This window comes from Achromobacter sp. ES-001, assembly GCF_019448355.1.
Lineage (GTDB): Bacteria > Pseudomonadota > Gammaproteobacteria > Burkholderiales > Burkholderiaceae_B > Achromobacter > Achromobacter spanius_B.
Window position 1 is genome coordinate 4,613,132 of sequence record NZ_CP079940.1, and the last position, 22,128, is coordinate 4,635,259.

Annotated in this window: 15 protein-coding genes, 3 rRNA genes and 1 pseudogene; 11 read left to right on the forward strand and 8 right to left on the reverse strand. The window is 60.8% G+C overall.

Annotated features, from left to right (window positions below; all coding sequences use genetic code 11):
* The first annotated feature begins 3 nt into the window (after window positions 1-3).
* A complete protein-coding gene (locus KYT87_RS20755) occupies window positions 4-789 on the forward strand; it encodes a 2-keto-4-pentenoate hydratase (protein WP_219990751.1) in 786 nt (261 codons plus the stop codon).
* 30 nt (window positions 790-819) lie between these two features.
* Here the strand turns inward: KYT87_RS20755 and KYT87_RS20760 are convergent, their stop codons facing one another.
* Together KYT87_RS20760 and KYT87_RS20765 are read right to left on the reverse strand one after the other, a co-directional pair.
* Complete coding sequence (locus KYT87_RS20760; protein ID WP_219990752.1) at window positions 820-2,247, reverse strand: amidase family protein; 1,428 nt, start codon at window positions 2,245-2,247, stop codon at window positions 820-822.
* A 94-nt stretch (window positions 2,248-2,341) separates the two neighbouring features.
* Window positions 2,342-3,211, reverse strand: a complete 870-nt coding sequence (locus KYT87_RS20765; RefSeq protein ID WP_219990753.1) for a LysR family transcriptional regulator — start codon at window positions 3,209-3,211, stop codon at window positions 2,342-2,344.
* Between the two features lie 165 nt (window positions 3,212-3,376).
* On the opposite strand from KYT87_RS20765, the pseudogene KYT87_RS20770 reads away from it, so the two are divergent.
* The 4 genes and pseudogenes from KYT87_RS20770 (at window position 3,377) to KYT87_RS20785 (ending at window position 6,612) form a co-directional block, all read left to right on the forward strand.
* Window positions 3,377-4,775 (forward strand): annotated as a pseudogene (locus tag KYT87_RS20770) (MFS transporter).
* Between the two features lie 67 nt (window positions 4,776-4,842).
* Window positions 4,843-5,790, forward strand: a complete 948-nt coding sequence (locus KYT87_RS20775; protein WP_219990754.1) for a 3-hydroxyacyl-CoA dehydrogenase NAD-binding domain-containing protein — start codon at window positions 4,843-4,845, stop codon at window positions 5,788-5,790.
* Between the two features lie 128 nt (window positions 5,791-5,918).
* The gene (locus KYT87_RS20780; RefSeq protein ID WP_046807808.1) at window positions 5,919-6,191 is read left to right on the forward strand and encodes a GNAT family N-acetyltransferase; all 273 of its coding nucleotides are present in this window, start codon (window positions 5,919-5,921) and stop codon (window positions 6,189-6,191) included.
* 19 nt (window positions 6,192-6,210) lie between these two features.
* Window positions 6,211-6,612, forward strand: a complete 402-nt coding sequence (locus tag KYT87_RS20785; protein WP_219990755.1) for a YchJ family protein — start codon at window positions 6,211-6,213, stop codon at window positions 6,610-6,612.
* Window positions 6,613-6,623: 11 nt separating this feature from the next.
* Here the strand turns inward: KYT87_RS20785 and KYT87_RS20790 are convergent, their stop codons facing one another.
* Window positions 6,624-7,502 carry a LysR substrate-binding domain-containing protein gene (locus KYT87_RS20790; RefSeq protein ID WP_219990756.1) on the reverse strand — a complete coding sequence of 293 codons (879 nt, stop codon included), beginning with the start codon at window positions 7,500-7,502 and terminating at the stop codon, window positions 6,624-6,626.
* Between the two features lie 110 nt (window positions 7,503-7,612).
* Between KYT87_RS20790 and KYT87_RS20795 the strand changes: the two genes are divergently transcribed.
* Together KYT87_RS20795 and KYT87_RS20800 are read left to right on the forward strand one after the other, a co-directional pair.
* A complete protein-coding gene (locus KYT87_RS20795; RefSeq protein WP_219990757.1) occupies window positions 7,613-8,326 on the forward strand; it encodes a haloacid dehalogenase type II in 714 nt (237 codons plus the stop codon).
* 67 nt (window positions 8,327-8,393) lie between these two features.
* Entirely contained in the window at window positions 8,394-9,134 is a 741-nt protein-coding gene (locus KYT87_RS20800; protein WP_219990758.1) for an aldolase, read from the forward strand.
* Between the two features lie 150 nt (window positions 9,135-9,284).
* On the opposite strand, the gene rrf is transcribed toward KYT87_RS20800, so the two are convergent.
* The 3 genes from rrf to KYT87_RS20815 form a co-directional block, all read right to left on the reverse strand.
* Window positions 9,285-9,397, reverse strand: a 5S ribosomal RNA gene (gene rrf / locus KYT87_RS20805).
* A gap of 203 nt (window positions 9,398-9,600) precedes the next feature.
* Window positions 9,601-12,485 (reverse strand): 23S ribosomal RNA (locus KYT87_RS20810).
* Between the two features lie 343 nt (window positions 12,486-12,828).
* Window positions 12,829-14,359: ribosomal RNA gene (locus tag KYT87_RS20815) — 16S ribosomal RNA — on the reverse strand.
* Together the 16S, 23S and 5S rRNA genes form the textbook arrangement of a ribosomal RNA operon.
* A gap of 305 nt (window positions 14,360-14,664) precedes the next feature.
* On the opposite strand from KYT87_RS20815, the gene KYT87_RS20820 reads away from it, so the two are divergent.
* Entirely contained in the window at window positions 14,665-14,910 is a 246-nt protein-coding gene (locus KYT87_RS20820) for a hypothetical protein (protein WP_219990759.1), read from the forward strand.
* Window positions 14,911-15,384: 474 nt separating this feature from the next.
* On the opposite strand, the gene KYT87_RS20825 is transcribed toward KYT87_RS20820, so the two are convergent.
* Window positions 15,385-15,651, reverse strand: coding sequence for an isoleucyl-tRNA synthetase (locus KYT87_RS20825; protein WP_255593370.1), 267 nt, complete (start codon window positions 15,649-15,651; stop codon window positions 15,385-15,387).
* A gap of 127 nt (window positions 15,652-15,778) precedes the next feature.
* Here KYT87_RS20825 and KYT87_RS20830 point away from each other — a divergent pair, with 127 nt between their 5' ends.
* Window positions 15,779-16,741 (forward strand): LysR substrate-binding domain-containing protein, encoded by a 963-nt coding sequence (locus KYT87_RS20830; RefSeq protein ID WP_219990760.1) that lies wholly within the window; start codon window positions 15,779-15,781, stop codon window positions 16,739-16,741.
* A 7-nt stretch (window positions 16,742-16,748) separates the two neighbouring features.
* Here KYT87_RS20830 and KYT87_RS20835 read toward each other — a convergent pair whose 3' ends face one another.
* Window positions 16,749-18,266 carry an acetyl-CoA hydrolase/transferase family protein gene (locus KYT87_RS20835; protein ID WP_219990761.1) on the reverse strand — a complete coding sequence of 506 codons (1,518 nt, stop codon included), beginning with the start codon at window positions 18,264-18,266 and terminating at the stop codon, window positions 16,749-16,751.
* Window positions 18,267-18,524: 258 nt separating this feature from the next.
* Between KYT87_RS20835 and KYT87_RS20840 the strand changes: the two genes are divergently transcribed.
* Complete coding sequence (locus KYT87_RS20840; protein WP_219990762.1) at window positions 18,525-19,451, forward strand: LysR family transcriptional regulator; 927 nt, start codon at window positions 18,525-18,527, stop codon at window positions 19,449-19,451.
* Window positions 19,452-19,726: 275 nt separating this feature from the next.
* Window positions 19,727-22,096, forward strand: a complete 2,370-nt coding sequence (locus KYT87_RS20845) for a DUF3772 domain-containing protein (RefSeq protein WP_370638723.1) — start codon at window positions 19,727-19,729, stop codon at window positions 22,094-22,096.
* Window positions 22,097-22,128: the final 32 nt, after the last annotated feature.

The following is a 22,128-nucleotide window of genomic DNA, read 5'->3' on the forward strand; positions in this document are numbered from 1 at the left end:
CCCATGCAGATCCGAATCGAAGACTATCCCGGCAGCATCGACGCCGCCCGCACGTTGATCGCCGCGCGCGAATCCGGCCTGGCCGGCCCGCGCTTGCCGGCGGACTGCCGCCCGCAATCAATGGGGCAGGCATTCGCGGTTCAACAGCGCACCGCACAGCTATTGCAGGAAACGCGCCGGGACCGCATCGCGGCCTGGAAAAGCGCGCTGCCCTCGCCCGAGAAAATGGTTGTGGCGCCGATTTACGCATCGGGCACCGTCTATGCCGAGGCTGGTCCCGTTGCCACGCGCACGCAAGTGGTGCGCATTGAGCCGGAAATTGCATTCGAGCTGGCGCAAGACCTGCCCGCCCGCGACACGCCCTACACCGACGCCGAGATTGACGCGGCCGTGGGCGGCGCTCGGCTGGCGCTGGAAGTGCTGGGCTGCCGCTACGCGTCGCCCGAACATGCCAGCCTGCCAGAGCTGCTTGCCGACCACATGTTCAACGAAGGCCTGGTGCTGGGGGCGCGCATCGCCAGCGCCGACGCGGTTCCTTCAAGCATGACGCTGACCTTGTCGGTCGGCGGACGCGAAGTTGAACAACATCCTGGCTTTCACCCTAACGATCGCCCAAAGGCCGGCTTGTACTGGTTGGCCAATTTCCTGCGCGAACAAGGCTTGGGGCTGCATGCCGGGCAGCACGTCATTACCGGTTCTTATGCCGGGTTCCTGGACGTGCCGGCGCATCAAGACATCGAGCTCGTCTACGGCGAGCTCGGCGTGCTGCGCGTGCGGTTTGGCAGCTAGGGCGTCGGGCTAACGCAAGGCCGCACCCCGTCAACGCGGTGCGGGTTTGAAGTCCGGTTCCGCGATAGTGACGGCGGCATCGCCCGCCTCGATAATTTCGCCAGCGGCCAGGCATAGATCTTCGCGATAGCGTCCCGCAACGATCTGCACCCCGACGGGGCTTGGCCCGACGCTGCTCATGGCGTTGCCCATCGCCACCGACAACCCGGGCAAGCCCATGAAGGGCACGCCGATCTGCGTCATCTGCGCACGCCACACGCGCGCGTAAGCCGCGTCGCCCTGCAAATCCAGATTGTCGGGAAAGGGCAATTCCGCGGATACCGGCAGCAACAGCACCGGATATTCGGAAAGGAAGATTTCCCACAAGCGGGTCAACGTAGCCCGACGCGTCAGCACCGCGGAAAAATTGTTCAGGTTTGCGTCGGCGGCCTTGTCGCGCTGGCCGCGCAGGGCCACCAAAGCCCCTGGGTCGCCTTCCTTTTCGGCCGCCGCCAACATGGCCTCATAGCCGTCCGCCATCCACATGCGGATCTGCAAATCGGCCGCCTCTTGCATGGGTGGCACGGCGTCCAGTGTGTCTACCGTCCAGCCCGCGTCGCTAAGCCTGCGGGCGGCTTCCTGCAATGCCTTGACGACAGCGGGCTCGGGGTTCATGCCATCCGGGTTCACGCACAGCGCGGCGCGGCGGGGAACGTCGGGGCCCACAAGCGGCGCCGGCACCCACCAAGGGTCGCGAGGGTCACGCGCGGACATGGCCGCCAGCCCCAAGCGCACGTCGGCAATGGTGCGCCCCAATGGCCCCGACACGGCCGTCAATTGGCCGCCGATGGAACGTTCCGGCAAGGCCGCGTTGTACGCGGGCACGCGGCCCAGCGATGGCCGTAATCCGTGCACGCCGCAGGCGTAGGCCGGGTAGCGGATGGACCCGGCGATATCGGTGCCATGGGCCAGATGGCCGATGCCCGCCGCCACCGCCGATGCCGCGCCACCCGACGAGCCACCTGGCGTCAATGCCTTGTTGCGCGGGTTGTGCGTGTCCCCGTGCAGGCCGTTACCCGTGAACCAGCGCAACGAAAACGCGGGCGTGTTCGTGCGGCCAAGAATCACCGCGCCGGCGCGCAGCAGGTTGTCGACGACGGGGCTGTTCCGCGCGGCGATCACGTCCTTTTGCAGGCTGACGCCGTTGGTCGTGGCGTAGCCTGCCTGGTCGACGTTGACCTTGACCGTAACGGGCACACCGGCCAGCAAGCCGGGATCTTCGCCGCGTGCCAGCTGCGCATCGACCTCGCGCGCCCGGGCCAGGACCTCGTCAGGGCGGTGATCGACCACGGCATTAAGCGCGGGGTTGACGGCATCGAGCCGGTCCAATGCGCTTTGCGCGGCCTGGACAGCCGATACGTCGCGCTGTCGGATTAGAGAGGCAAGCTCAACTGCGGATAAACGCCAAAGATCGGACACGCGTCACTCCTGATTCGTGGTTTTCCTGCGGGGCACGCAAACCTTAGCGCCTGTCGCGCGGCTCGACAAGCCACGGCTTACCGCAGTTTCGCGGCTATTTATCTTCTTCGAACACCTGAACGATGGCGTCAGCCACGGCGCGCACGCGCGCGGTGCGGTTCAGGTCCCCGTGCATGACCAGCCACAAATCATACGGTTCGCTGCGACCCGGCCAGATACGGACCAGGTCGGGATAATCCGGCGCCATGTGGGTGGGCAGCTCGCCGATGCCCAGGCCGGCCACCACGGCGGCAAGTATCATCATCCCGGAATTGAGCTCGATCGCGATGCGCCCATTGCCCGTCGGCTCGCCGCAAAACGTGTCCGACCAGCCGGGCAAGACCGCCTGCTGGTACGTCACCAAGGTATGCCCGGCGAAGGCCGTACCCGGTTTGGGCTCACCGTGCGCGGCAAGATATTCGCGCGAGGCATACAGACCGACTTCCTTGCGGGCCAGGTGGCGCTGGATCAAATCGGGGCTGTCAGGCTTGACGTTCCGGATGGCCAAATCCGCTTCGCGACGGGTCAAGTTGCTGATCTGTATCGACGCCGACAGCACTACGCGTATGTCCGGATGCTGGACATGCACGCGGCGCACCGCCTCCATGATGAAGTAGCTGGCCACAGTTTCGGATGCCGCCACGCGCACCACGCCCGACATGCGATGGTCCAGCCCCTGCATCTGCCGCTGCAACTGGTCGGCGGCCGACTCCATGCGCTCCGCCGCGGCGAACGCCAATTCGCCCGCTGGCGTGGGCACGTACCCGCCAGGGGTGCGCAGAAACAGGCGCGCGTCCAGCGATGACTCCAGCGCGGCCAGGCGCCGGCCCGCCGTTGCCTGGTCGATCTGCAGCAATGCCGCCGCCCCACGCAGCGTTCCCACGCGATAAATCGCCAGGAAGATCCTGGCATTGTCCCAATCCATAGCGCTGACCCTCGCTTCAGTCCATTGGCATCCCGAACGCGTTTCAGCCCTGCCACCCAGGGGACCGCGATGCATTTATGCATCACTATAAAGCAGTATTTCGGCTTTTTTGCATACCCGAAAACTTCTAAGCTTCAGTCCTTGGAATCCCGCCGTCTGCCTCTCATGAACACCGCCTGCCCATCACACCCCGTGCCCTCCCTCGACGCCAAGCCGGCCACTGCCTGGCTGCCGCTAGTCACCCTGGCCATCGGTTTCGTCATGGCCATGCTGGACGTGACCGTGGTCAACGTGGCGCTGCCCAGCATTGCCGTGCAGTTTGTCGTTCCCTTGACGGACCTGGTCTGGATCGTCGACGGTTACACGCTGACGTTTGCCGCGCTGCTGTTGGTGGCCGGCGCGCTGGCCGACCGCTATGGGGCCAAAACGGTTTATCTTGCCGGCCTGGCCGTGTTTACGTTGGCATCATTGCTGTGCGGCCTGGCGCCCGACGCCAACACGTTGATCGCGGCCCGCATGCTGCAAGGCCTGGGCGCCGCGCTGTTCATGCCCAGCTCGCTAAGCTTGCTGACGCACGCCTACGACGACGACCACGTGCGCAACCGCATGCTGGCCGCCTGGTCGGCGATCGTCGCGGTGGCGGGCGCCACCGGCCCCTTGCTGGGCGGTGTGTTGATCCATCAATTCGGTTGGCGCGGCATCTTTCTTATCAACCTGCCGTTGGGCGTGGCCGGGCTGTGGCTTGCCCGCCGCCGCATCCACGCGGCCCCGCGCCGGCCGCGCGCGCTGAACCCGATCAGCCACCTGCTGGGCGTAATCGCGTTGTCGTCGTTGTGCTTCGTGCTGATCCAGGGCAACGCCTACGGCTGGACGTCGCCGCGCATTACCGGCGTCACCGGCTTGTGCGCCCTGGCCATCGTATTGCTGGTGCGGCGCGAACGCCGCCACGCCGAACCGATACTGCCCCGCGTCCTGTTCCAGACGCCGCACTTTGCCGCGGCCAACGCGGTGGGCTTCCTGATCAATCTGGCTTCGTACGGGCAGTTGTTCCTGCTTAGCTTGTTCCTGCAACATGCGCGCGGCGCCGACGCCCTTCAGACCGGTATCCAGCTGGTGCCGATGCTGGCGGTTTTTTCAATCGGCAATTTGATTTCGGGGCGTGTATCCGCGCGCTGGAATGTGTCGGCAGCGCTATTTGGGGGGCATGTCGCTGGCCGCCACCATGAGCGCCTTGGGGATCGTCGCCTTCACGCCCACGACCGCCTACTGGCCCTTCGCCATCCTGGTTGCGCTGGGCAATCTGGGCGTGGGAATCGCCGTGCCAGCGATGACCGGCATTGTGATGCAGAGTTCGGGCAAGCACCACGCCAACAGCGCGGCGGCGGCATTGAACGCGAATCGGCAGTCCGGCGCATTGGTCGGGGTGGCATTGATGGGCACCATCATGCATGTGCTGCCCGACTGGAACGCGACCCTGCCCGTCGCCTACGGCGTGATCGCCGCAAGCTACGCGGCGGGGGTCGGGCTGGTCTGGCGTCACTTGCGTCGCGCGCATAACGCATAAGGCGGGCATGCAAGCGCGGGGCGTTTGCATCACAATATGGGCCGATCCCTGCCACTCGGAGAGCCCTATGCCGCACCCTGCCACGCCCACGCCAGCCATCCGCCGCATCGCCATCGTTGGCGCCGGCACCATCGGGGCCAGTTGGGCAGCACTGTTCCTGGCGCATGGGCTGACGGTGGTGGTCAGCGACCCCGCCGCCGACGCCGAAGCACAAACGCGCGCGCGCGTTCAGGCCGCCTGGCCCGTGCTGAAGGAATTGGGCCGCGTCGTGGAAGGCGCGTCGCCGGACGCCCTGCTGTTCGAGCCGGACTTGGCGACGGCCTTGGTGGATGTGGACTTCGTGCAGGAAAACGCGCCCGAACGCGAGGACTTCAAGATCGAACTCTTTGCGCGGATGGACGCCCTACTGCCGCCTCGCGTGATCGTGGCCTCAAGTTCGTCGGGCCTGATCATGAGCCGTCTGCAATCGCGCTGCCAACACCCGGAGCGCTTCGTCATCGGGCATCCATTCAACCCGCCGCATCTGATTCCGCTTGTAGAAGTGGTGGGGGGCGACAAGACGTCGGTTGAAGTCATCGAGCAAAGCATCGCGTTCTACCGGGCCATGGGCAAATACCCGATCCGGCTGAACAAGGAAGTGCCGGGTCATATCGCCAACCGTCTGCAAGCGGCCGTTTGGCGCGAGGCCATCCATCTGGCCGCCGAAAACGTCGCCAGCGTGGCCGATATCGACGCCGCGGTGTCGCAAGGGCCGGGGTTGCGCTGGGCATTGTTCGGACCCCACATGACGTTCAACCTGGGCGGTGGCGCGGGCGGCCTGGCGCATTTCATGGACCACCTGCTGGGCCCGGTGCAAACCTGGTGGGACGACCTGGGCACACCCGAGGTCACTCCGGAACTACAGCGCAAACTCATCGAAGGCGTCAACGCCGAGGCGGGCCGGCGCAGCATCGCCGACATGGTGCAAACGCGCGACGCCCAACTGACGGCGTTGATCAAGGTGTTGCACCAATAAGTCGACGGGGCAGCCCTCTGCCCCCGAGCGCTGACGCGTTAAGGTGTTTGCTTACGACTACAGATTACCGATTACCGATCATCGGGTGAATGCCGGCTGACCCACCGGTGCATCCAAGGAGCCTTCGAATGACTGTTGTCACCCAGGACCCCCGTCAATCCCGCTTCACCGCCACCGTCGACGGCGTGCTTTGCGTGTTGGACTACCAGTTGCAAGGCGACACGATGGCCATCGTGCACACCGGCGTCCCCAGCCAGGTCGGCGGGCGCGGCATCGCTGCGGAACTGACCCGGTCAGCGCTGGATACCGCGCGCGCCAATGGCTGGAAAGTCCGGCCATTGTGCTCGTATGCCGAGGTCTACATGCGCCGCCATCCCGAATACAACGACCTGCGAGCCTGATACGCACCGCTGCCAAACCGTGACCAAGAAATCTGCTTCCCTGGCCGCTCCGTGCCCTTGCGGCGGCGCGGCCTACGACCGCTGCTGCGGCCCCTGGCATGAAGGCCCCCTGGCCATGCAGGCGCCCACCGCCGAGGCGCTGATGCGATCGCGATACAGCGCTTTCGTCCTGGACAAACTGCCTTACCTGCTAGCCAGTTGGCATCCCAGGACGCGGCCCACAACGCTGGACCCGAATCCGCCGGACTTGAAATGGCTGGGGCTGTCCATCAAACAAGCGCGCGAACAGGACGCCGATCACGCTACCGTGGAATTCGTGGCCCGCAGCCGCCAGGCAGGCCGCGCGCATCGCATGCACGAAGTCAGTCGCTTCGTGCGTGAAGAGGGCCAGTGGTACTACGTGGACGGCGATGTGACTTGAACGCCCGGCGTTCACGCGATCGCAGGGTCGCGCGTGTCGACTTCTATGGCCTGCTGCAACGCGCACACCAGTTGTTGCTCGATGCTGCCTGGCACGCGGCGATTGCTGACGATGGCCAACTCGGTCGACGGCACCGGATCGAACCCGTCGCGTGCCACCAGCACCTGATGCGATTCCAAGGTGGCGAACGCAGGCAGCAAGCTCACGCCCAGCCCTGCCGCCACGGCCGCCTGCACGCCAGCAAGGCTATGGCTGTGATAAGCGCCGTACCAGGCGCGACCGGCGCTCTCCAACGCGTAAATCATCCGCTTGCGATAGATGCAGCCGTGCGGAAACATCACCAACGGCACGGGGCAATGTGGCGCCAGCGCAGTGTGTCGCTTGGCGCCGATCCAGACCAGACGCTCGGGCCATGCCGCCAGGCATGGGCCGTCGTCGGGCTCGCGTTTGATCAGGGCCAGGTCCAAGTCGCCGGAACCCAGTTTGGCGCGTAGCTCGGTGCTCATACCACTGGCGGTTTCCAGCCGGACGCCGGGATGGCTGGCCGCGAATCGCGCCAACAGCAACGTCAGCCGCGCCACGTCGAAGTCTTCAGGAATGCCCAGGCGTAAAACACGCGCTGCCTGAGGCGCCATCAAGGCATGTTCGGCCTCGTCGGCGATGGCTAACAGGCGGCGGGCGTACGCAAGCATCACTTCGCCATCCTCGGTCGCAGACACATTGCTGCCGGTTCGGTCGCGCAGCAGCAATGTCTTGCCCACCGTCTGCTCCAGCTTGCGCACCTGCTGGCTGACGGTGGATTGTGTGCGATGCACGCGCTGGGCAGCGCGGGTGAAACTGCCTTCATCGGCAACGCAAACCAGCGTTCTCAAGAGTTCCAGGTCAAGCATGGCGGCCTTGATATTCGTTTATCAACTGAGAGGAGTTCTATTATTAATTTTACGACTTGATGCAGGACGTCCTACGCTGAGGATTCTTCTATTTTTCTTAGGGATCCACCATGCCGTTGAATTCGCTTCCCCGCCCGCAGTGGCTGACGTTTGACTGTTACGGCACGCTGATCCAGTGGGACGAAGGGCTACAGGCGGCGGTTGCCCGCATCCTGGCTGGCAAGCCGCCGGCGCATTCAGCGCCCACAGCCGATGCGTTCCTGCACGCGTACGACCAGCACGAGCATCGCCTGGAACGCACTCCGCCCCATCGCAGCTTTGCCGACATCTCGCGCGAGTCGCTACGATTGACGATGCAGGACTTTGGGCTGCCATATCGGCCAGAAGATGCCGATATGCTGATAGGCAGCATATCCGCCATGCCACCGTTTCCGGAAGTCGTGGACACGTTGGCCACGCTGAAACAGGCGGGTTTCCGACTTTGCATCATTTCGAATACCGATGAAGGCATCATTGCCGGCAACGTCGCGCAGCTGGGCGGGCATATCGACCGGGTGATCACGGCCGAATCCGCGGGCGCCTATAAGCCGTCTCGCAAAATCTTCGCGCATGCTCACCAGAGCCTCGGCGTCACGCCAGACGACATCGTGCATATTTGCGCCAGTCCACATCTTGACCATGCCGCTGCCCGCGACATCGGCTTCCGATGCGTCTGGATCGATCGAGGAACGGGCCGTCAGCTATTGCCTGACTATCGTCCGGACGCTACCGTACCGACATTGGACCGGGTGCCAGGAGTTTTCCGCAGCGCCGGTTGGTTATAACGCCGCGGCCTGGGCCTCTATAGTCGGATCAGGCGCGTTCCCTTACCCCTAAAGCCTTAAGGCAGACATGAATCAAGAACCCCATTTCGCAGACGCCCTATATCACGCGGAACCCGTGACTGCGCTTCGCGCCGACTTGGCTTTGGCCTTGCGGGCGGCTGCGGCTCATGGCCTGGGCGAAGGCGTCTGCAATCACTTCAGCGTGGCGTTGCCTGGTGACCCCGACCACTTTCTGCTGAATCCCCGCGGTCTCATGTGGAATGAAGTTCAAGCCGACGACATCGTCCTGATCGATGCGCATGGAAACAAACTGGCCGGTCGACATGCCGTTGAACCCACGGCGATGTTTATTCACGCTGCCATCCACCGTATCGCGGGCAAGGCCTGTGTCCTGCACACGCATATGCCTTATGCCACGGCACTGACACTTACCGCAGACCGAGGTCTGGACACGACGCTGTCGCAAAACGCAATGCGGTTCCACGGCAGGCTTGCCATCGACGAAAACTACAACGGCCTGGCCCTGGACGTCACCGAGGGCGAACGCATTGCGCATGCCATGCAAGGCGCGGACATCGTCTTCCTTGGCAATCACGGCGTTGTGGTTTGCGGCGAACGGCTGGACTACGCTTACGACGATTTGTTTTTCCTGGAACGCGCTTGCGCAGCGCAGGTCCTTGCTCAATCTACTGGCCGTCCGCTCAAACCGGTAAACGCCGACATCGCCACCAAAGTCGCCGCGCAGATTCAAAGCGAACGTCTTCAGTCAGAATTGTTCTTCGAAGCATTGCGCCGCCAACTGCCATAAACAGTCGTCGTTTGTTTCGCGCAAAATTAAAAACAAAACCCCCTCGCAGCGCGAGCTACGAGGGGGTTTAACTAATCTGTACTTGCAAAGTCTGGGACGCGCAAAAAACAAAACCCCACAGGATTACCTGTGGGGTTTTGCACAATAAAAGCCTGACGATGACCTACTTTCACAGACGTCCGTCCACTATCATCGGCGCGAAGGCGTTTCACTGTCCTGTTCGGGATGGGAAGGAGTGGTACCACCTTGCTATGGTCGTCAGGCGTAACTGGTTGAGCGGCTGCTGGTTAGCGCAACGGCTCCAATCTTGGAAGAAACACAACGTGTGGATGATCAGAGGCTAGCTCGATGATCATGCACAGGGGGGTCGTAATTGGTGTTGGCTGGCTGCTGACGGTGCAGCCAGATTTTGTATTGAACGACACTTGGAACGCTATATCACCAGGTCAATAACCATCAGTGTTATAGGATCAAGCCTCACGAGCAATTAGTATCGGTTAGCTTAACGCATTACTGCGCTTCCACACCCGACCTATCAACGTCCTGGTCTCGAACGACTCTTTAGGGGGATCAAGTCCCCGGGATACCTAATCTTCAGACGAGTTTCCCGCTTAGATGCCTTCAGCGGTTATCTCTTCCGTACTTAGCTACCCGGCAATGCCATTGGCATGACAACCGGTACACCAGAGGTACGTCCACTCCGGTCCTCTCGTACTAGGAGCAGGCTCCGTCAAGTATCCAACGCCCACGGCAGATAGGGACCAAACTGTCTCACGACGTTTTAAACCCAGCTCACGTACCTCTTTAAATGGCGAACAGCCATACCCTTGGGACCGGCTACAGCCCCAGGATGAGATGAGCCGACATCGAGGTGCCAAACACCGCCGTCGATATGAACTCTTGGGCGGTATCAGCCTGTTATCCCCAGAGTACCTTTTATCCGTTGAGCGATGGCCCTTCCATTCAGAACCACCGGATCACTATGTCCTGCTTTCGCACCTGTTCGACTTGTCAGTCTCACAGTCAAGCACGCTTATGCCATTGCACTATCAGCACGATTTCCGACCGTACCTAGCGTACCTTCGAACTCCTCCGTTACACTTTGGGAGGAGACCGCCCCAGTCAAACTGCCCACCATGCACTGTCCCCGATCCGGATAACGGACCAAGGTTAGAACCGCAAACAAACCAGGGTGGTATTTCAAGGATGGCTCCACGTGATCTAGCGACCACGCTTCAAAGCCTCCCACCTATCCTACACAGGCCGGTTCACAGATCAATGCAAAGCTACAGTAAAGGTTCATGGGGTCTTTCCGTCTAGCCGCGGGTAGATTGCATCATCACAAACACTTCAACTTCGCTGAGTCTCAGGAGGAGACAGTGTGGCCATCGTTACGCCATTCGTGCAGGTCGGAACTTACCCGACAAGGAATTTCGCTACCTTAGGACCGTTATAGTTACGGCCGCCGTTTACCGGGGCTTCGATCAAGAGCTTGCACCCCATCACTTAACCTTCCGGCACCGGGCAGGCGTCACACCCTATACGTCGACTTTCGTCTTTGCAGAGTGCTGTGTTTTTAATAAACAGTCGCAGCCACCGATTCTCTGCGACCCCATCATGCTAAGCGCGCAGGCGCTTCACACTACCGGGGTATACCTTCTCCCGAAGTTACGGTATCAATTTGCCGAGTTCCTTCTCCTGAGTTCTCTCAAGCGCCTTGGAATATTCATCCCGTCCACCTGTGTCGGTTTGCGGTACGGTCTCGTACAGCTGAAGCTTAGAGGCTTTTCTTGGAACCACTTCCAATCACTTCGCAAGCAATGCTCGCTCGTGCCATACCCTTGATTTACGCGCCCGGATTTGCCTAAGCGCCATCTTCGATACAGCAACAGGGACATCCAACACCCTGATGATCTTCCGCGATCCGTCCCCCCATCGCACTGTACGACGGTACTGGAATATTAACCAGTTTCCCATCAGCTACGCATCTCTGCCTCGCCTTAGGGGCCGACTCACCCTGCGCCGATGAACGTTGCGCAGGAAACCTTGGACTTACGGCGAGGGGGCTTTTCACCCCCTTTATCGCTACTCATGTCAGCATTCGCACTTCTGATACCTCCAGCAGCCTTTACAAGCCACCTTCGCAGGCTTACAGAACGCTCTCCTACCGCGTGCACTAAAAGTGCACACCCGCAGCTTCGGTTTATCGCTTAGCCCCGTTACATCTTCCGCGCAGGACGACTCGATCAGTGAGCTATTACGCTTTCTTTAAAGGATGGCTGCTTCTAAGCCAACCTCCTGACTGTCTATGCCTTCCCACTTCGTTTCCCACTTAGCGATAATTCGGGACCTTAGCTGGCGGTCTGGGTTGTTTCCCTCTTGAGTCCGGACGTTAGCACCCGGTGCTCTGTCTCCCAAGCTGTACTTGCGGGTATTCGGAGTTTGCCATAGTTTGGTAAGTCGCCATGACCCCCTAGCTATAACAGTGCTCTACCCCCCGCAGTAATACTTGAGGCACTACCTAAATAGTTTTCGGAGAGAACCAGCTATTTCCAGATTTGTTTAGCCTTTCACCCCTATCCACAGCTCATCCCCTAATTTTTCAACATTAGTGGGTTCGGTCCTCCAGCACGTGTTACCGTGCCTTCAACCTGGCCATGGATAGATCATCTGGTTTCGGGTCTACACCCAGCGACTGAATCGCCCTATTCGGACTCGCTTTCGCTACGGCTTCCCTATTCGGTTAACCTTGCCACTGAATGTAAGTCGCTGACCCATTATACAAAAGGTACGCAGTCACCCCACAAGGAGGCTCCTACTGTTTGTATGCATACGGTTTCAGGATCTATTTCACTCCCCTTCCGGGGTTCTTTTCGCCTTTCCCTCACGGTACTGGTTCACTATCGGTCGATCACGAGTATTTAGCCTTGGAGGATGGTCCCCCCATCTTCAAACAGGATTTCACGTGTCCCGCCCTACTTGTCTTACGCTTAGTTCCACACACAAGATTTCATCTACAGGGCTATCACCTGCTACGGCCGGACTTTCCATTCCGTTCGACTATCTTGCATGCTAAAACGTAAAGGCTCTTCCGATTTCGCTCGCCACTACTTTCGGAATCTCGGTTGATTTCTTTTCCTCGAGCTACTGAGATGTTTCAGTTCACCCGGTTCGCTTCCACTAGCCTATGTATTCAGCTAGGGATACTGCATTGCTGCAGTGGGTTTCCCCATTCGGACATCTACGGATCAAAGCTTGTTTGCCAGCTCCCCGTAGCTTTTCGCAGGCTACTACGTCCTTCATCGCCTGTGATCGCCAAGGCATCCACCATATGCACTTAGTCGCTTGATCCTATAACGCTGTAGGCTATAGGACCTGAGTATTAGCGTTTGTGCCGTTCATAAGTTTCAAAGCAGTCTGAGGTTATTCACCCCAGTCTTGAGAACTTGGAACAAAATAATGCAATCACAACCCGTACTTATTTTCTTCGGCTTGCGCCGAGTACTTAATAAGTACATTTCGTTGTGCTTCTTCCAGATTGTTAAAGAACGAATATAGCTGTTGAGTAAAACCCAACGCATAGCGCTGCAAGCAGCGCTATGCGTTAGCTTCTACGCGGGGTCAAACAAGACCGACCCCAGCTACAAAAAACAACCGATAAGAGTGGACGCTTAACACGAGCACTTAAGCTCTGAAAGGAGGTGATCCAGCCGCACCTTCCGATACGGCTACCTTGTTACGACTTCACCCCAGTCATGAATCCTACCGTGGTAATCGCCCCCCTTACGGTTAGGCTAACTACTTCTGGTAAAACCCACTCCCATGGTGTGACGGGCGGTGTGTACAAGACCCGGGAACGTATTCACCGCGACATGCTGATCCGCGATTACTAGCGATTCCGACTTCACGCAGTCGAGTTGCAGACTGCGATCCGGACTACGATCGGGTTTCTGGGATTGGCTCCCCCTCGCGGGTTGGCGACCCTCTGTCCCGACCATTGTATGACGTGTGAAGCCCTACCCATAAGGGCCATGAGGACTTGACGTCATCCCCACCTTCCTCCGGTTTGTCACCGGCAGTCTCATTAGAGTGCCCTTTCGTAGCAACTAATGACAAGGGTTGCGCTCGTTGCGGGACTTAACCCAACATCTCACGACACGAGCTGACGACAGCCATGCAGCACCTGTGTTCCGGTTCTCTTGCGAGCACTTCCAAATCTCTTCGGAATTCCAGACATGTCAAGGGTAGGTAAGGTTTTTCGCGTTGCATCGAATTAATCCACATCATCCACCGCTTGTGCGGGTCCCCGTCAATTCCTTTGAGTTTTAATCTTGCGACCGTACTCCCCAGGCGGTCAACTTCACGCGTTAGCTGCGCTACCAAGGCCCGAAGGCCCCAACAGCTAGTTGACATCGTTTAGGGCGTGGACTACCAGGGTATCTAATCCTGTTTGCTCCCCACGCTTTCGTGCATGAGCGTCAGTGTTATCCCAGGAGGCTGCCTTCGCCATCGGTGTTCCTCCGCATATCTACGCATTTCACTGCTACACGCGGAATTCCACCTCCCTCTGACACACTCTAGCTCGGTAGTTAAAAATGCAGTTCCAAAGTTAAGCTCTGGGATTTCACATCTTTCTTTCCGAACCGCCTGCGCACGCTTTACGCCCAGTAATTCCGATTAACGCTTGCACCCTACGTATTACCGCGGCTGCTGGCACGTAGTTAGCCGGTGCTTATTCTGCAGGTACCGTCAGTTTCACGGGGTATTAGCCCATGACGTTTCTTTCCTGCCAAAAGTGCTTTACAACCCGAAGGCCTTCATCGCACACGCGGGATGGCTGGATCAGGGTTTCCCCCATTGTCCAAAATTCCCCACTGCTGCCTCCCGTAGGAGTCTGGGCCGTGTCTCAGTCCCAGTGTGGCTGGTCGTCCTCTCAAACCAGCTACGGATCGTCGCCTTGGTGAGCCGTTACCCCACCAACTAGCTAATCCGATATCGGCCGCTCTAATAGTGCAAGGTCTTGCGATCCCCTGCTTTCCCCCGTAGGGCGTATGCGGTATTAGCTACGCTTTCGCGTAGTTATCCCCCGCTACTAGGCACGTTCCGATACATTACTCACCCGTTCGCCACTCGCCACCAGACCGAAGTCCGTGCTGCCGTTCGACTTGCATGTGTAAGGCATCCCGCTAGCGTTCAATCTGAGCCAGGATCAAACTCTTCAGTTTAATCTCTGTATTTGTTTCGTATTCTTGGTCCGAATAAATCCGAACCAGGTCATACGTCGCTACTCAAAGGAAGTGAGGTATGTTCTTAAACTTGACGTCTAAGGTACTTCACTTCTAGTGAGCACTTGATTTCATTGTGCTTGTGAAGCAAGCCAAGGTTTAACCCCAGACTTAAATCACAGTGCATCGCATCAAGCGCCCACACTTATCGGTTGTTTAATTGTTAAAGAGCGGTACTGCAAATTCGGTACTACAAACTACTTACTGCTACCTGCTGATCCTGCCAGCGCTGCGCGGCTTCCGCCTTGCGTCGCTTGCTGTTTTCAGCAGCAGAGAGGCGAGATTATGAAGAAGTTTTTATCGCTTGTCAAGTCAGCTTCGTTCGCTTTCGCGCCACCGCTTTCTTGCCTGCGACCTCTTCAGGTCTGCTCTCTTTAGCAGCTATCGAAATATCAGGACCACCCATCCGGGTAAACCCTAAGTTTTCGGCAACTGCCAAGCCTGAAACTATAACACGACTTTTGCAGATTATGCAACCGGCTCTTGCCTAATTTGCATCCTATCTTGCAACCCGCCACCGGCTTTCGCTAGAGCGACTCTGGAAACCAGAGGTCGGTTACTACTCAGGTGGCTCGCGATTTCGATCCGGGTAAACCCTCGATCGTCATCACCAGCCAAGCCCAAGACTATAGCACGATTTTTGCAAATTGTGCAACTGGCTTTTGCCTGATTTGCACCCTTACTTGCAATCCCACCTGACTGCCATCGCTGGCTGCTTGGCGGCAGGCCGGAGCCCGTCGTACTGCTTGGCTTCGCGGTTCAAAAATGTCTGAACTGCGAAGGAGCGAGACTATAGCACAAGTTTCGGGCCTGTCATGAAGGCGACTCAAACGTCGACGCATAGGGTGCGCCGGCCAGGGCTTCCTCCAGCCTCTCTATATATAGAGGATGCCCTCGGCGCCCCGCCCCCTATATATATATATATAGCGACAAAGCGTGGTCATGCTTATCGCCGGTGGAGACGTCTACCAGCGCAGATAGTCCACGTTGCGCAGGCGGGCCAGTTCGCGGTGCACGGTGGTTTCGTGAACCAGCCACTCCGGTACGCCGACGTCTCGCATGATGCGAGGGTCCATGTCGGCGGCCACGTTACGCATGCGAGACTGCACGCGCCACAAGCGGAATGCCGCCCACAGCAGCGGCACCAACCCGGCGCCTGGCTGAAAGCTCGGGTGCCCGCCGGACGCGGTAGCCGGGAATGACGGCGAAACAGGTGAAAGTTGGGCAGACATGACCGTCTCCTTATTGCGTTTGACGATTCGGTAAGCGTAGCCGCCCAGATACCCGATGAAAATCCAATTGTTTTCGGCCTATTGGTCAGTTACGCTAACCATCCGCTCAATGCCCGAACATTCCGCCATGCGCCTCCCGCTCAACACCCTGCCCGCTTTCAGGGCCGTTGCCGAATTGCAGAACGTGCGCGCCGCCGCCGAGCGCCTGCATTTGACGCACAGCGCGGTCAGCCAGCAGATCAAGGGATTGGAAGAGCAGCTGGGTTTCGCGCTGTTTGAGCGCAGCGGACGCGGCATTGTCTTGAATAGCGCCGGCGCGGCGTTGTTGTGCAGCGTGCAGAGCGCGCTGGCCCTGCTGGACGAAGGCGTCATGGCGGCCGCCGCGTCGGCTACCGGTAGTGAACAACGGCTGCGCGTGTCGGTACTGCCGTCATTCGCTCAGCGTTGGCTATTGCCGCGCATGGCACGTTGGCGTGCGCGCCATCCGGGCGTGTCGCTTGAGATCGAGACGTCCCAGCAGGTGGTCGATCTGGTTCGGGACGGATTTCATGCGGCCCTGCGATTTGGCCGTGGACCATGGGCCGGCGTGGAGTCCGAACCGTTGTTCGACATGCCGTTGCCCTTGATCGCCTTGGCGTCGCCAGAAACCGCCGCGTCGCTGGAAGACGACACGGCGCAAACGCTGGCCCGCCAGCCGTTGCTGGGCGAGCGGGAAATGTGGCAACACTGGTTCAACGCGGCGGGTCTGCGCACGCTGGTTACGCCCGTCGCCACGTTCAACGACGCCGGCATGATGTTGCAGGCCGCCGAACAAGGGCTGGGCATCACTCTTGGCCGCGAGCTACTCGCGGCAGATGCGCTTTGCGCGGGACGGCTCGTGCGCGTGTCGCCCATGCGCGTGCACTATGAGCAGGCGCAGACCTACCACTTGGTTTATCCGCCAAGCCTGCGCGAATGGGCGCCGCTTGTCGCGTTGAAACAGTGGCTGCACGAAGAGCTGGAGTTGTCCCGCTGCGCGCTGGTTACGCCTTCGTCCGATACGGATACGGATACCGACACGGGCACGGACGCGGGGCCAGCCCGCCAGTGACGCCGGCTTAAGCAGCTTTGCGCGTCGCCGGTTTGTCAGCCTGCATCGAGTCCGTTTCATTGAAACGCTGGTGCCACGAAAAGGCCTCTTCCAGCAGATGCGGGGTTTGGCCGCCGCGCTGGCAAGCGCGATCAAAATAATCCTGCAATGCCGCACGGTAGGACGGGTGCACGCAATTCTGGATAATGACGCGGGCGCGTTCACGCGGCGCCAAACCGCGCAGGTCGGCCAGGCCGCATTCCGTGACCAGCACGTCGACATCGTGCTCGGTATGGTCCACATGGGACACCATGGGCACCACGCTTGAGATATCGCCGCCCTTGGCCATCGACTTGGACACAAAGATGGCCAAGTGCGCGTTGCGCGCGAAATCGCCCGAGCCTCCGATGCCGTTCATCATGTGCATACCGCCGACGTGCGTGGAATTCACGTTGCCGTAAATGTCGAATTCCAATGCCGTATTGATGGCGATAATGCCCAACCGACGAACGATCTCGGGCGCATTGCTGATCTCTTGCGGCCGCAGCACGATGCGTTCGCGGTAATGCTCCAGGTTTGCCAAGATCTTGTCGTACACCGGTTTGGACACGGTAATGGACGAGGCCGACGCAAACGCCAGCTTGCCCTGATCCAGCAACTCGATGGCGCTGTCTTGCAGCACTTCCGAGTACATCGTCAGCGCCTCGAAGTCCGATGATTCAAACCCGTGCAGCACGGCGTTGGCGATGGTGCCGATGCCGGCCTGCAACGGCAACAACGCATTGGTCAGGCGGCCGGCGTCGACTTCACCGCGCAGGAACGTATTGATATGCCCGGCGATGGCATTGGTTTCGTCGTCCGGCGGCAAGGCGTTGGATGGGCTGTCCGGCTCGTGTGTGATCACGATGGCGGCGATCTTGTCCGGGTCCACCTGGATGAACGGCTGGCCGATACGTTGATCGGCGGTCACCAAGCCGATGGGCTGGCGCGCGGGGCGGTCGGCGGGCACGTAGATGTCGTGCAGCCCTTCGATGGCAGCAGGGATACCCAGATTCAATTCGATGATGATCTGGTCGGCCTGCTGCGCGAACGACGCCGAATTGCCCACCGACATCGTCGGCACGATGGCGCCCGTTTCCGTAATGGCGGCCGCTTCGATAATCGCCACGTTGATCGGTCCGATATGACCGGCTCGCAATTGCTCCACCGTTTCGGACAGATGCTGATCGATAAAGGCAATATCGCCCTGATTGATCTTGCGCCGCAACGTGGTGTCGACCTGGAACGGCATGCGGCGCGACAACACGTTTGCCTGGGCCAGCATCTTGTCGGTGTCATGCCCCAACGACGCACCCGTAATCAAGGTGATCGACAGCGGCTCGTGTTCGGCGCGGCTGGCCAGCGCGGCCGGCACGGACTTACAGTCGCCCGCACGCGTGAAACCGCTCATTCCGACGGTCATGCCGTCCTTGATCAGCAATGCCGCCTGGTCGGCGGACGTGATCCGGGCAAGCAGCCCGGGATGGCGAATACGGTCGGAATGCATGGTGTCTCCACATTTAAAGGCCAACGGCTTGCGGCCGGACGCAACCATGACGGCCTTGCGCGTCCGGGCGCCGTCTGACGCGGCGTTTCCCGATATCCCGGCACAGACACAGGCACATTGCCGCTGTCCGGGACGAATTTTTCGCAGTATAGGAAGGCGCGTTGAAATCTCGTAATGACTTAAAATCATCCAAATCAGTCGTTTTTTTCATCGTTTGAATGGTCATTGCGCCCACGAGCGCACCGGGAGCCTGCCGCCATGGACGTGCGCGCATTGCGATATTTCGTTGAAACAGTCAGGCACGCCAGCTTCACGCAAGCGGCCAAGACGCTGTTCGTGACGCAATCCACCGTCAGCAAAATGATCCGCCAGCTGGAAGAAGAGGCGGGCACGCCGCTGCTCATTCGCGATGGGCACACCGCCCGGCCCACCGATACCGGGCGCGTGATGTACCTGCGCGGTTTGCAGGTGCTGGAGACCATGCGCCAACTGACCGAAGAACTGCGCCAGACCGCCGACGTGCGGCGGGGCGCGCTGGAAGTGGGTATTCCGCCGATGATCAACTTGCTGTTCACGCCGGTGGTCAAGCGCTTCCGAGAACTGCATCCCGGCATCCACCTGACCTTGCGCGAAGGCACCGGCCAAGCCGTCGAGGCACTGGTCGCCAGCGGAGAACTCGAGGTAGGCGCCACCATCCTGCCCATTGCGCCCGACGGTGGGCTGGCCGCCCAGCCCTTCGGGCGCTACCCGATCTGGGTAATCGGGCCGCCAGATGCGCCCTGGGCGGGAAAGACGTCGCTGCCCCTTAGCGCCCTGCGCGACGCGCGGCTGCTGATCCCCACCGACGACTTCGCCATCACGCGTCGGCTGCGCCAGGCGTTTGCCGACGCGGGTTTTCAGCCCGGCATCGCCGCCCAAAGCGCGCACTGGGACTTTCTGGTGGCAATGGCGTCGGCCGGGCTTGGCGTGGCGCTGCTGCCTGAACCCCTGATGCAGCGCATCAAGACGCGCGGGCTCAGCACCGCCAAGTTGGCCAAATCCGGCATGCAATGGGAGGTGGGCCATATCTGGTTGCGGTCCGGCTACCTGTCGTTCGCCGCGCGCGCCTGGCTGGAGGTGTGCGACGCGGTGTTGGGCAAGCCCAAAAAGTCCGGCACGAGGGGGCCGGCGTCGCGCGCCGATTGAATCCAAACGTTGGCCTGGTAAACAGGATTTTCGAAGGCGCCTGGGCTAACGGCGGTGTCCAGGCCCTTCGGGCGAAATCCGGCCCTATTTATCCGGCCGGCAGAAGACTGACTTGCCACGCGGCAAAAGGAATTTTGAACCGGGGACACAGCACTATTTTTGTTGCAACGGCGGGGCTCGCGGCTTGTTATGCTGCCGCCTCGACGCGAGTGATTCGCCCCCGGAATATGACCCCCATCCCCTCCCCTTTTTTCCCCAGCCTGCGCCACGGGCGCATGCCCGCGTTCGCCGCCTTCCTCGCCGCGATACTGCTGTCGCTGTGCTTGATGCCCGCCTTCGCGGCGCCGCCGCCCAACCCCACTGAAACCGAAGCGGTGCTGGCCGCGGCTCGCAAGCAGATCGACGACATCCGCAAGCGTTTCACGGACGAGACCGACGACGCCGCCCTGGTCAAGCAACGCGGCGACGCGCTGGACATTCAGTCCAAGGCCGATGCGGCTACCGAAGCGCTGACCCCGCAACTGGCCAGCGTGACCGCCAGGCTGAGCGAGCTGGGCGCTCCGCCCGACGGCGCAAAAGAAGCGCCCGACGTGGCGGCGCAGCGCGCGCAACTGGAAAAGAACAGCCGAGCCCTGGACGCGCAACTGAAGCTGGCGCGGCTGCTGTCCGTGGACGCCGGCCAAACCGCCGAACAGATTTCGGCGCAGCGGCGTACCCAATTCCAGGCGCGCATGGGCGAGCGCCGCGATTCCTTCCTGTCGAGCCAGTTCTGGACCGAATTCCGTTCCGAATTTCCGCGCGACCTGGAACGCCTGGAAGCCTTGGGTGACGACCTGTCCACAGCCATCGGACAGACACCGAAAGGGGGCTGGCTGCTGCTGATTGCCATGGCCGCGCTGGTGATCGCACTGCGAATCTGGATCGGCCGCCTGATCCTCAAACTGACCGCCACGCGCGTGCCGCCAGGCCGCCTGCGCCGCTCGTTCCTGGCCGTGGCGCAGGTGATGTTGTCGGTGGCGACGCCGGGCGTCATCGCCCTGCTGATCCATACCGGCCTGGACTGGAATTCGCAGCTGTCCGACAACACGGCCGCGCTGTTGGCCACGCTGGTAGCCACGGTCTGTTTCGGCGGCTACGTGTCGGGCCTGGGCAACGCGCTGCTGTCGCGCAACCGGCCGTCGTGGCGCTTGCCGCCTATCCATGACCTGGTCGCCGCGCGCTTGCACTGGCTGCCCAATCTGCTGGGCACGCTGGTCGTCATGATCTGGCTGGCCGAGCGCCTGCCCGTTTTGCTTAATGCCAGCCTGACGACGACCATCACGCTGACCGGCATCGTGGCCGTGTTGATCATGGCGACCATGAGCACGGTGCTGGCCATCGGCCGGCGCTTGCGGCGCAAGATCGTTCAGGAAAACGAGGCGCCCGCGCCCTTCTGGGTGTCGCTGTTGCTTGGCGCGGTCTGGGCCGTGCTGATCCTGGGCATGGCCAGCCTGCTGGCCGGCTACGTGGCCTTTGGCGCGTTCCTGGCCAAACAGGTGCTGTGGATCCTGATCGTGATGGCGTCCGCTTATCTGCTGTCGACACTGATCGAAGACGGTTTCAGCACGCTGCTGGGCACGTCCCACCGGGACGGCGAACGCGAAGGCCCCAGCCTGCGCGACCAGGCGGCCGTATTACTGTCCGGCGTGGGCCGCGTGGCGGTGGGCCTGCTTGCCATCATCCTGCTGCTGGCACCATTTGGCGAAGGCCCGATGGACCTGCTCCAGCGCTTTGACCAGCTGCGCAAAGGCCTGGCGATCGGAGAAGCGCAGATCCGGCCTGGCGCAGTCTTGCAGGCGCTGATGGTGCTGGCCTTGTCACTGCTTAGCGTCAAGGTGCTTAAGCGTTGGCTGTCCAACCGATATCTGCCCACTACCGAGCTGGACCCGGGGATGCAGCTGTCGGCGGCCACCTTGTTCGGCTATGCGGGCTTTGTGATCTCGTTCGCCCTGTCGCTGTCCGCCGCCGGCATCGGCCTGGAACGCGTGGCGTGGATTGCCAGCGCGCTGTCCGTGGGTATCGGTTTTGGCCTGCAAGCCGTGGTGCAGAACTTTGTGTCCGGCCTGATCCTGCTGGCCGAGCGCCCGGTCAAGGTGGGCGATTGGGTGTCGTTGGGCGGGGTCGAAGGCGACATCCTGCGCATCAACGTGCGCGCCACGGAAATCCAGATGGGCGACCGGTCCACCGTGATCGTTCCGAACTCGGAGTTCGTGACCAAGACGGTGCGCAACGTGACGCGGTCCAATCCGCTTGGATTGGTGCAGATCAAGCTGCCCCTGCCGCTGTCAACCGATGCGGAAGCGGTGCGCGAACTGATGCTGCAAGCCTTTGCCGACCACGAAGATGTGCTGGACACCCCGGCTCCCAATGTATTTTTGGATGGCCTGGAAAATGGCCATCTGATCTTTAACGCCAAGGGCTACGTATCGTCGCCGCGCGCGGCCTATGGCGTACGCAGCGCCTTGCTGTTCAACGTTCTGAAGCGTCTGCACGATGCGGGCCTGGAGGTCTCGTCGCCGCCCACCATGCTGCTGGCATCGGCGCCCCCCGGCCCGCCGAACCCGCCCGAACCCACCGCAGCCGTGGCGCCCCCGCCCTCAGCGTAGGCGCCAGCCGGTTCATCGCGACCGGCCCCGCT

What these genes read in the sequence shown, in the direction of transcription:
- KYT87_RS20755 (WP_219990751.1), top strand. Translation starts at nt 4, where the DNA reads ATGCAGATCCGAATCGAAGACTATCCCGGCAGCATCGACGCCGCCCGC.
- KYT87_RS20765 (WP_219990753.1), bottom strand. Translation starts at nt 3,211, where the DNA reads ATGGATTGGGACAATGCCAGGATCTTCCTGGCGATTTATCGCGTGGGA.
- KYT87_RS20775 (WP_219990754.1), top strand. Translation starts at nt 4,843, where the DNA reads ATGCCGCACCCTGCCACGCCCACGCCAGCCATCCGCCGCATCGCCATC.
- KYT87_RS20780 (WP_046807808.1), top strand. Translation starts at nt 5,919, where the DNA reads ATGACTGTTGTCACCCAGGACCCCCGTCAATCCCGCTTCACCGCCACC.
- KYT87_RS20790 (WP_219990756.1), bottom strand. Translation starts at nt 7,502, where the DNA reads ATGCTTGACCTGGAACTCTTGAGAACGCTGGTTTGCGTTGCCGATGAA.
- KYT87_RS20795 (WP_219990757.1), top strand. Translation starts at nt 7,613, where the DNA reads ATGCCGTTGAATTCGCTTCCCCGCCCGCAGTGGCTGACGTTTGACTGT.
- KYT87_RS20800 (WP_219990758.1), top strand. Translation starts at nt 8,394, where the DNA reads ATGAATCAAGAACCCCATTTCGCAGACGCCCTATATCACGCGGAACCC.
- KYT87_RS20825 (WP_255593370.1), bottom strand. Translation starts at nt 15,651, where the DNA reads ATGTCTGCCCAACTTTCACCTGTTTCGCCGTCATTCCCGGCTACCGCG.
- KYT87_RS20830 (WP_219990760.1), top strand. Translation starts at nt 15,779, where the DNA reads ATGCGCCTCCCGCTCAACACCCTGCCCGCTTTCAGGGCCGTTGCCGAA.
- KYT87_RS20835 (WP_219990761.1), bottom strand. Translation starts at nt 18,266, where the DNA reads ATGCATTCCGACCGTATTCGCCATCCCGGGCTGCTTGCCCGGATCACG.
- KYT87_RS20840 (WP_219990762.1), top strand. Translation starts at nt 18,525, where the DNA reads ATGGACGTGCGCGCATTGCGATATTTCGTTGAAACAGTCAGGCACGCC.
- KYT87_RS20845 (WP_370638723.1), top strand. Translation starts at nt 19,727, where the DNA reads ATGCCCGCGTTCGCCGCCTTCCTCGCCGCGATACTGCTGTCGCTGTGC.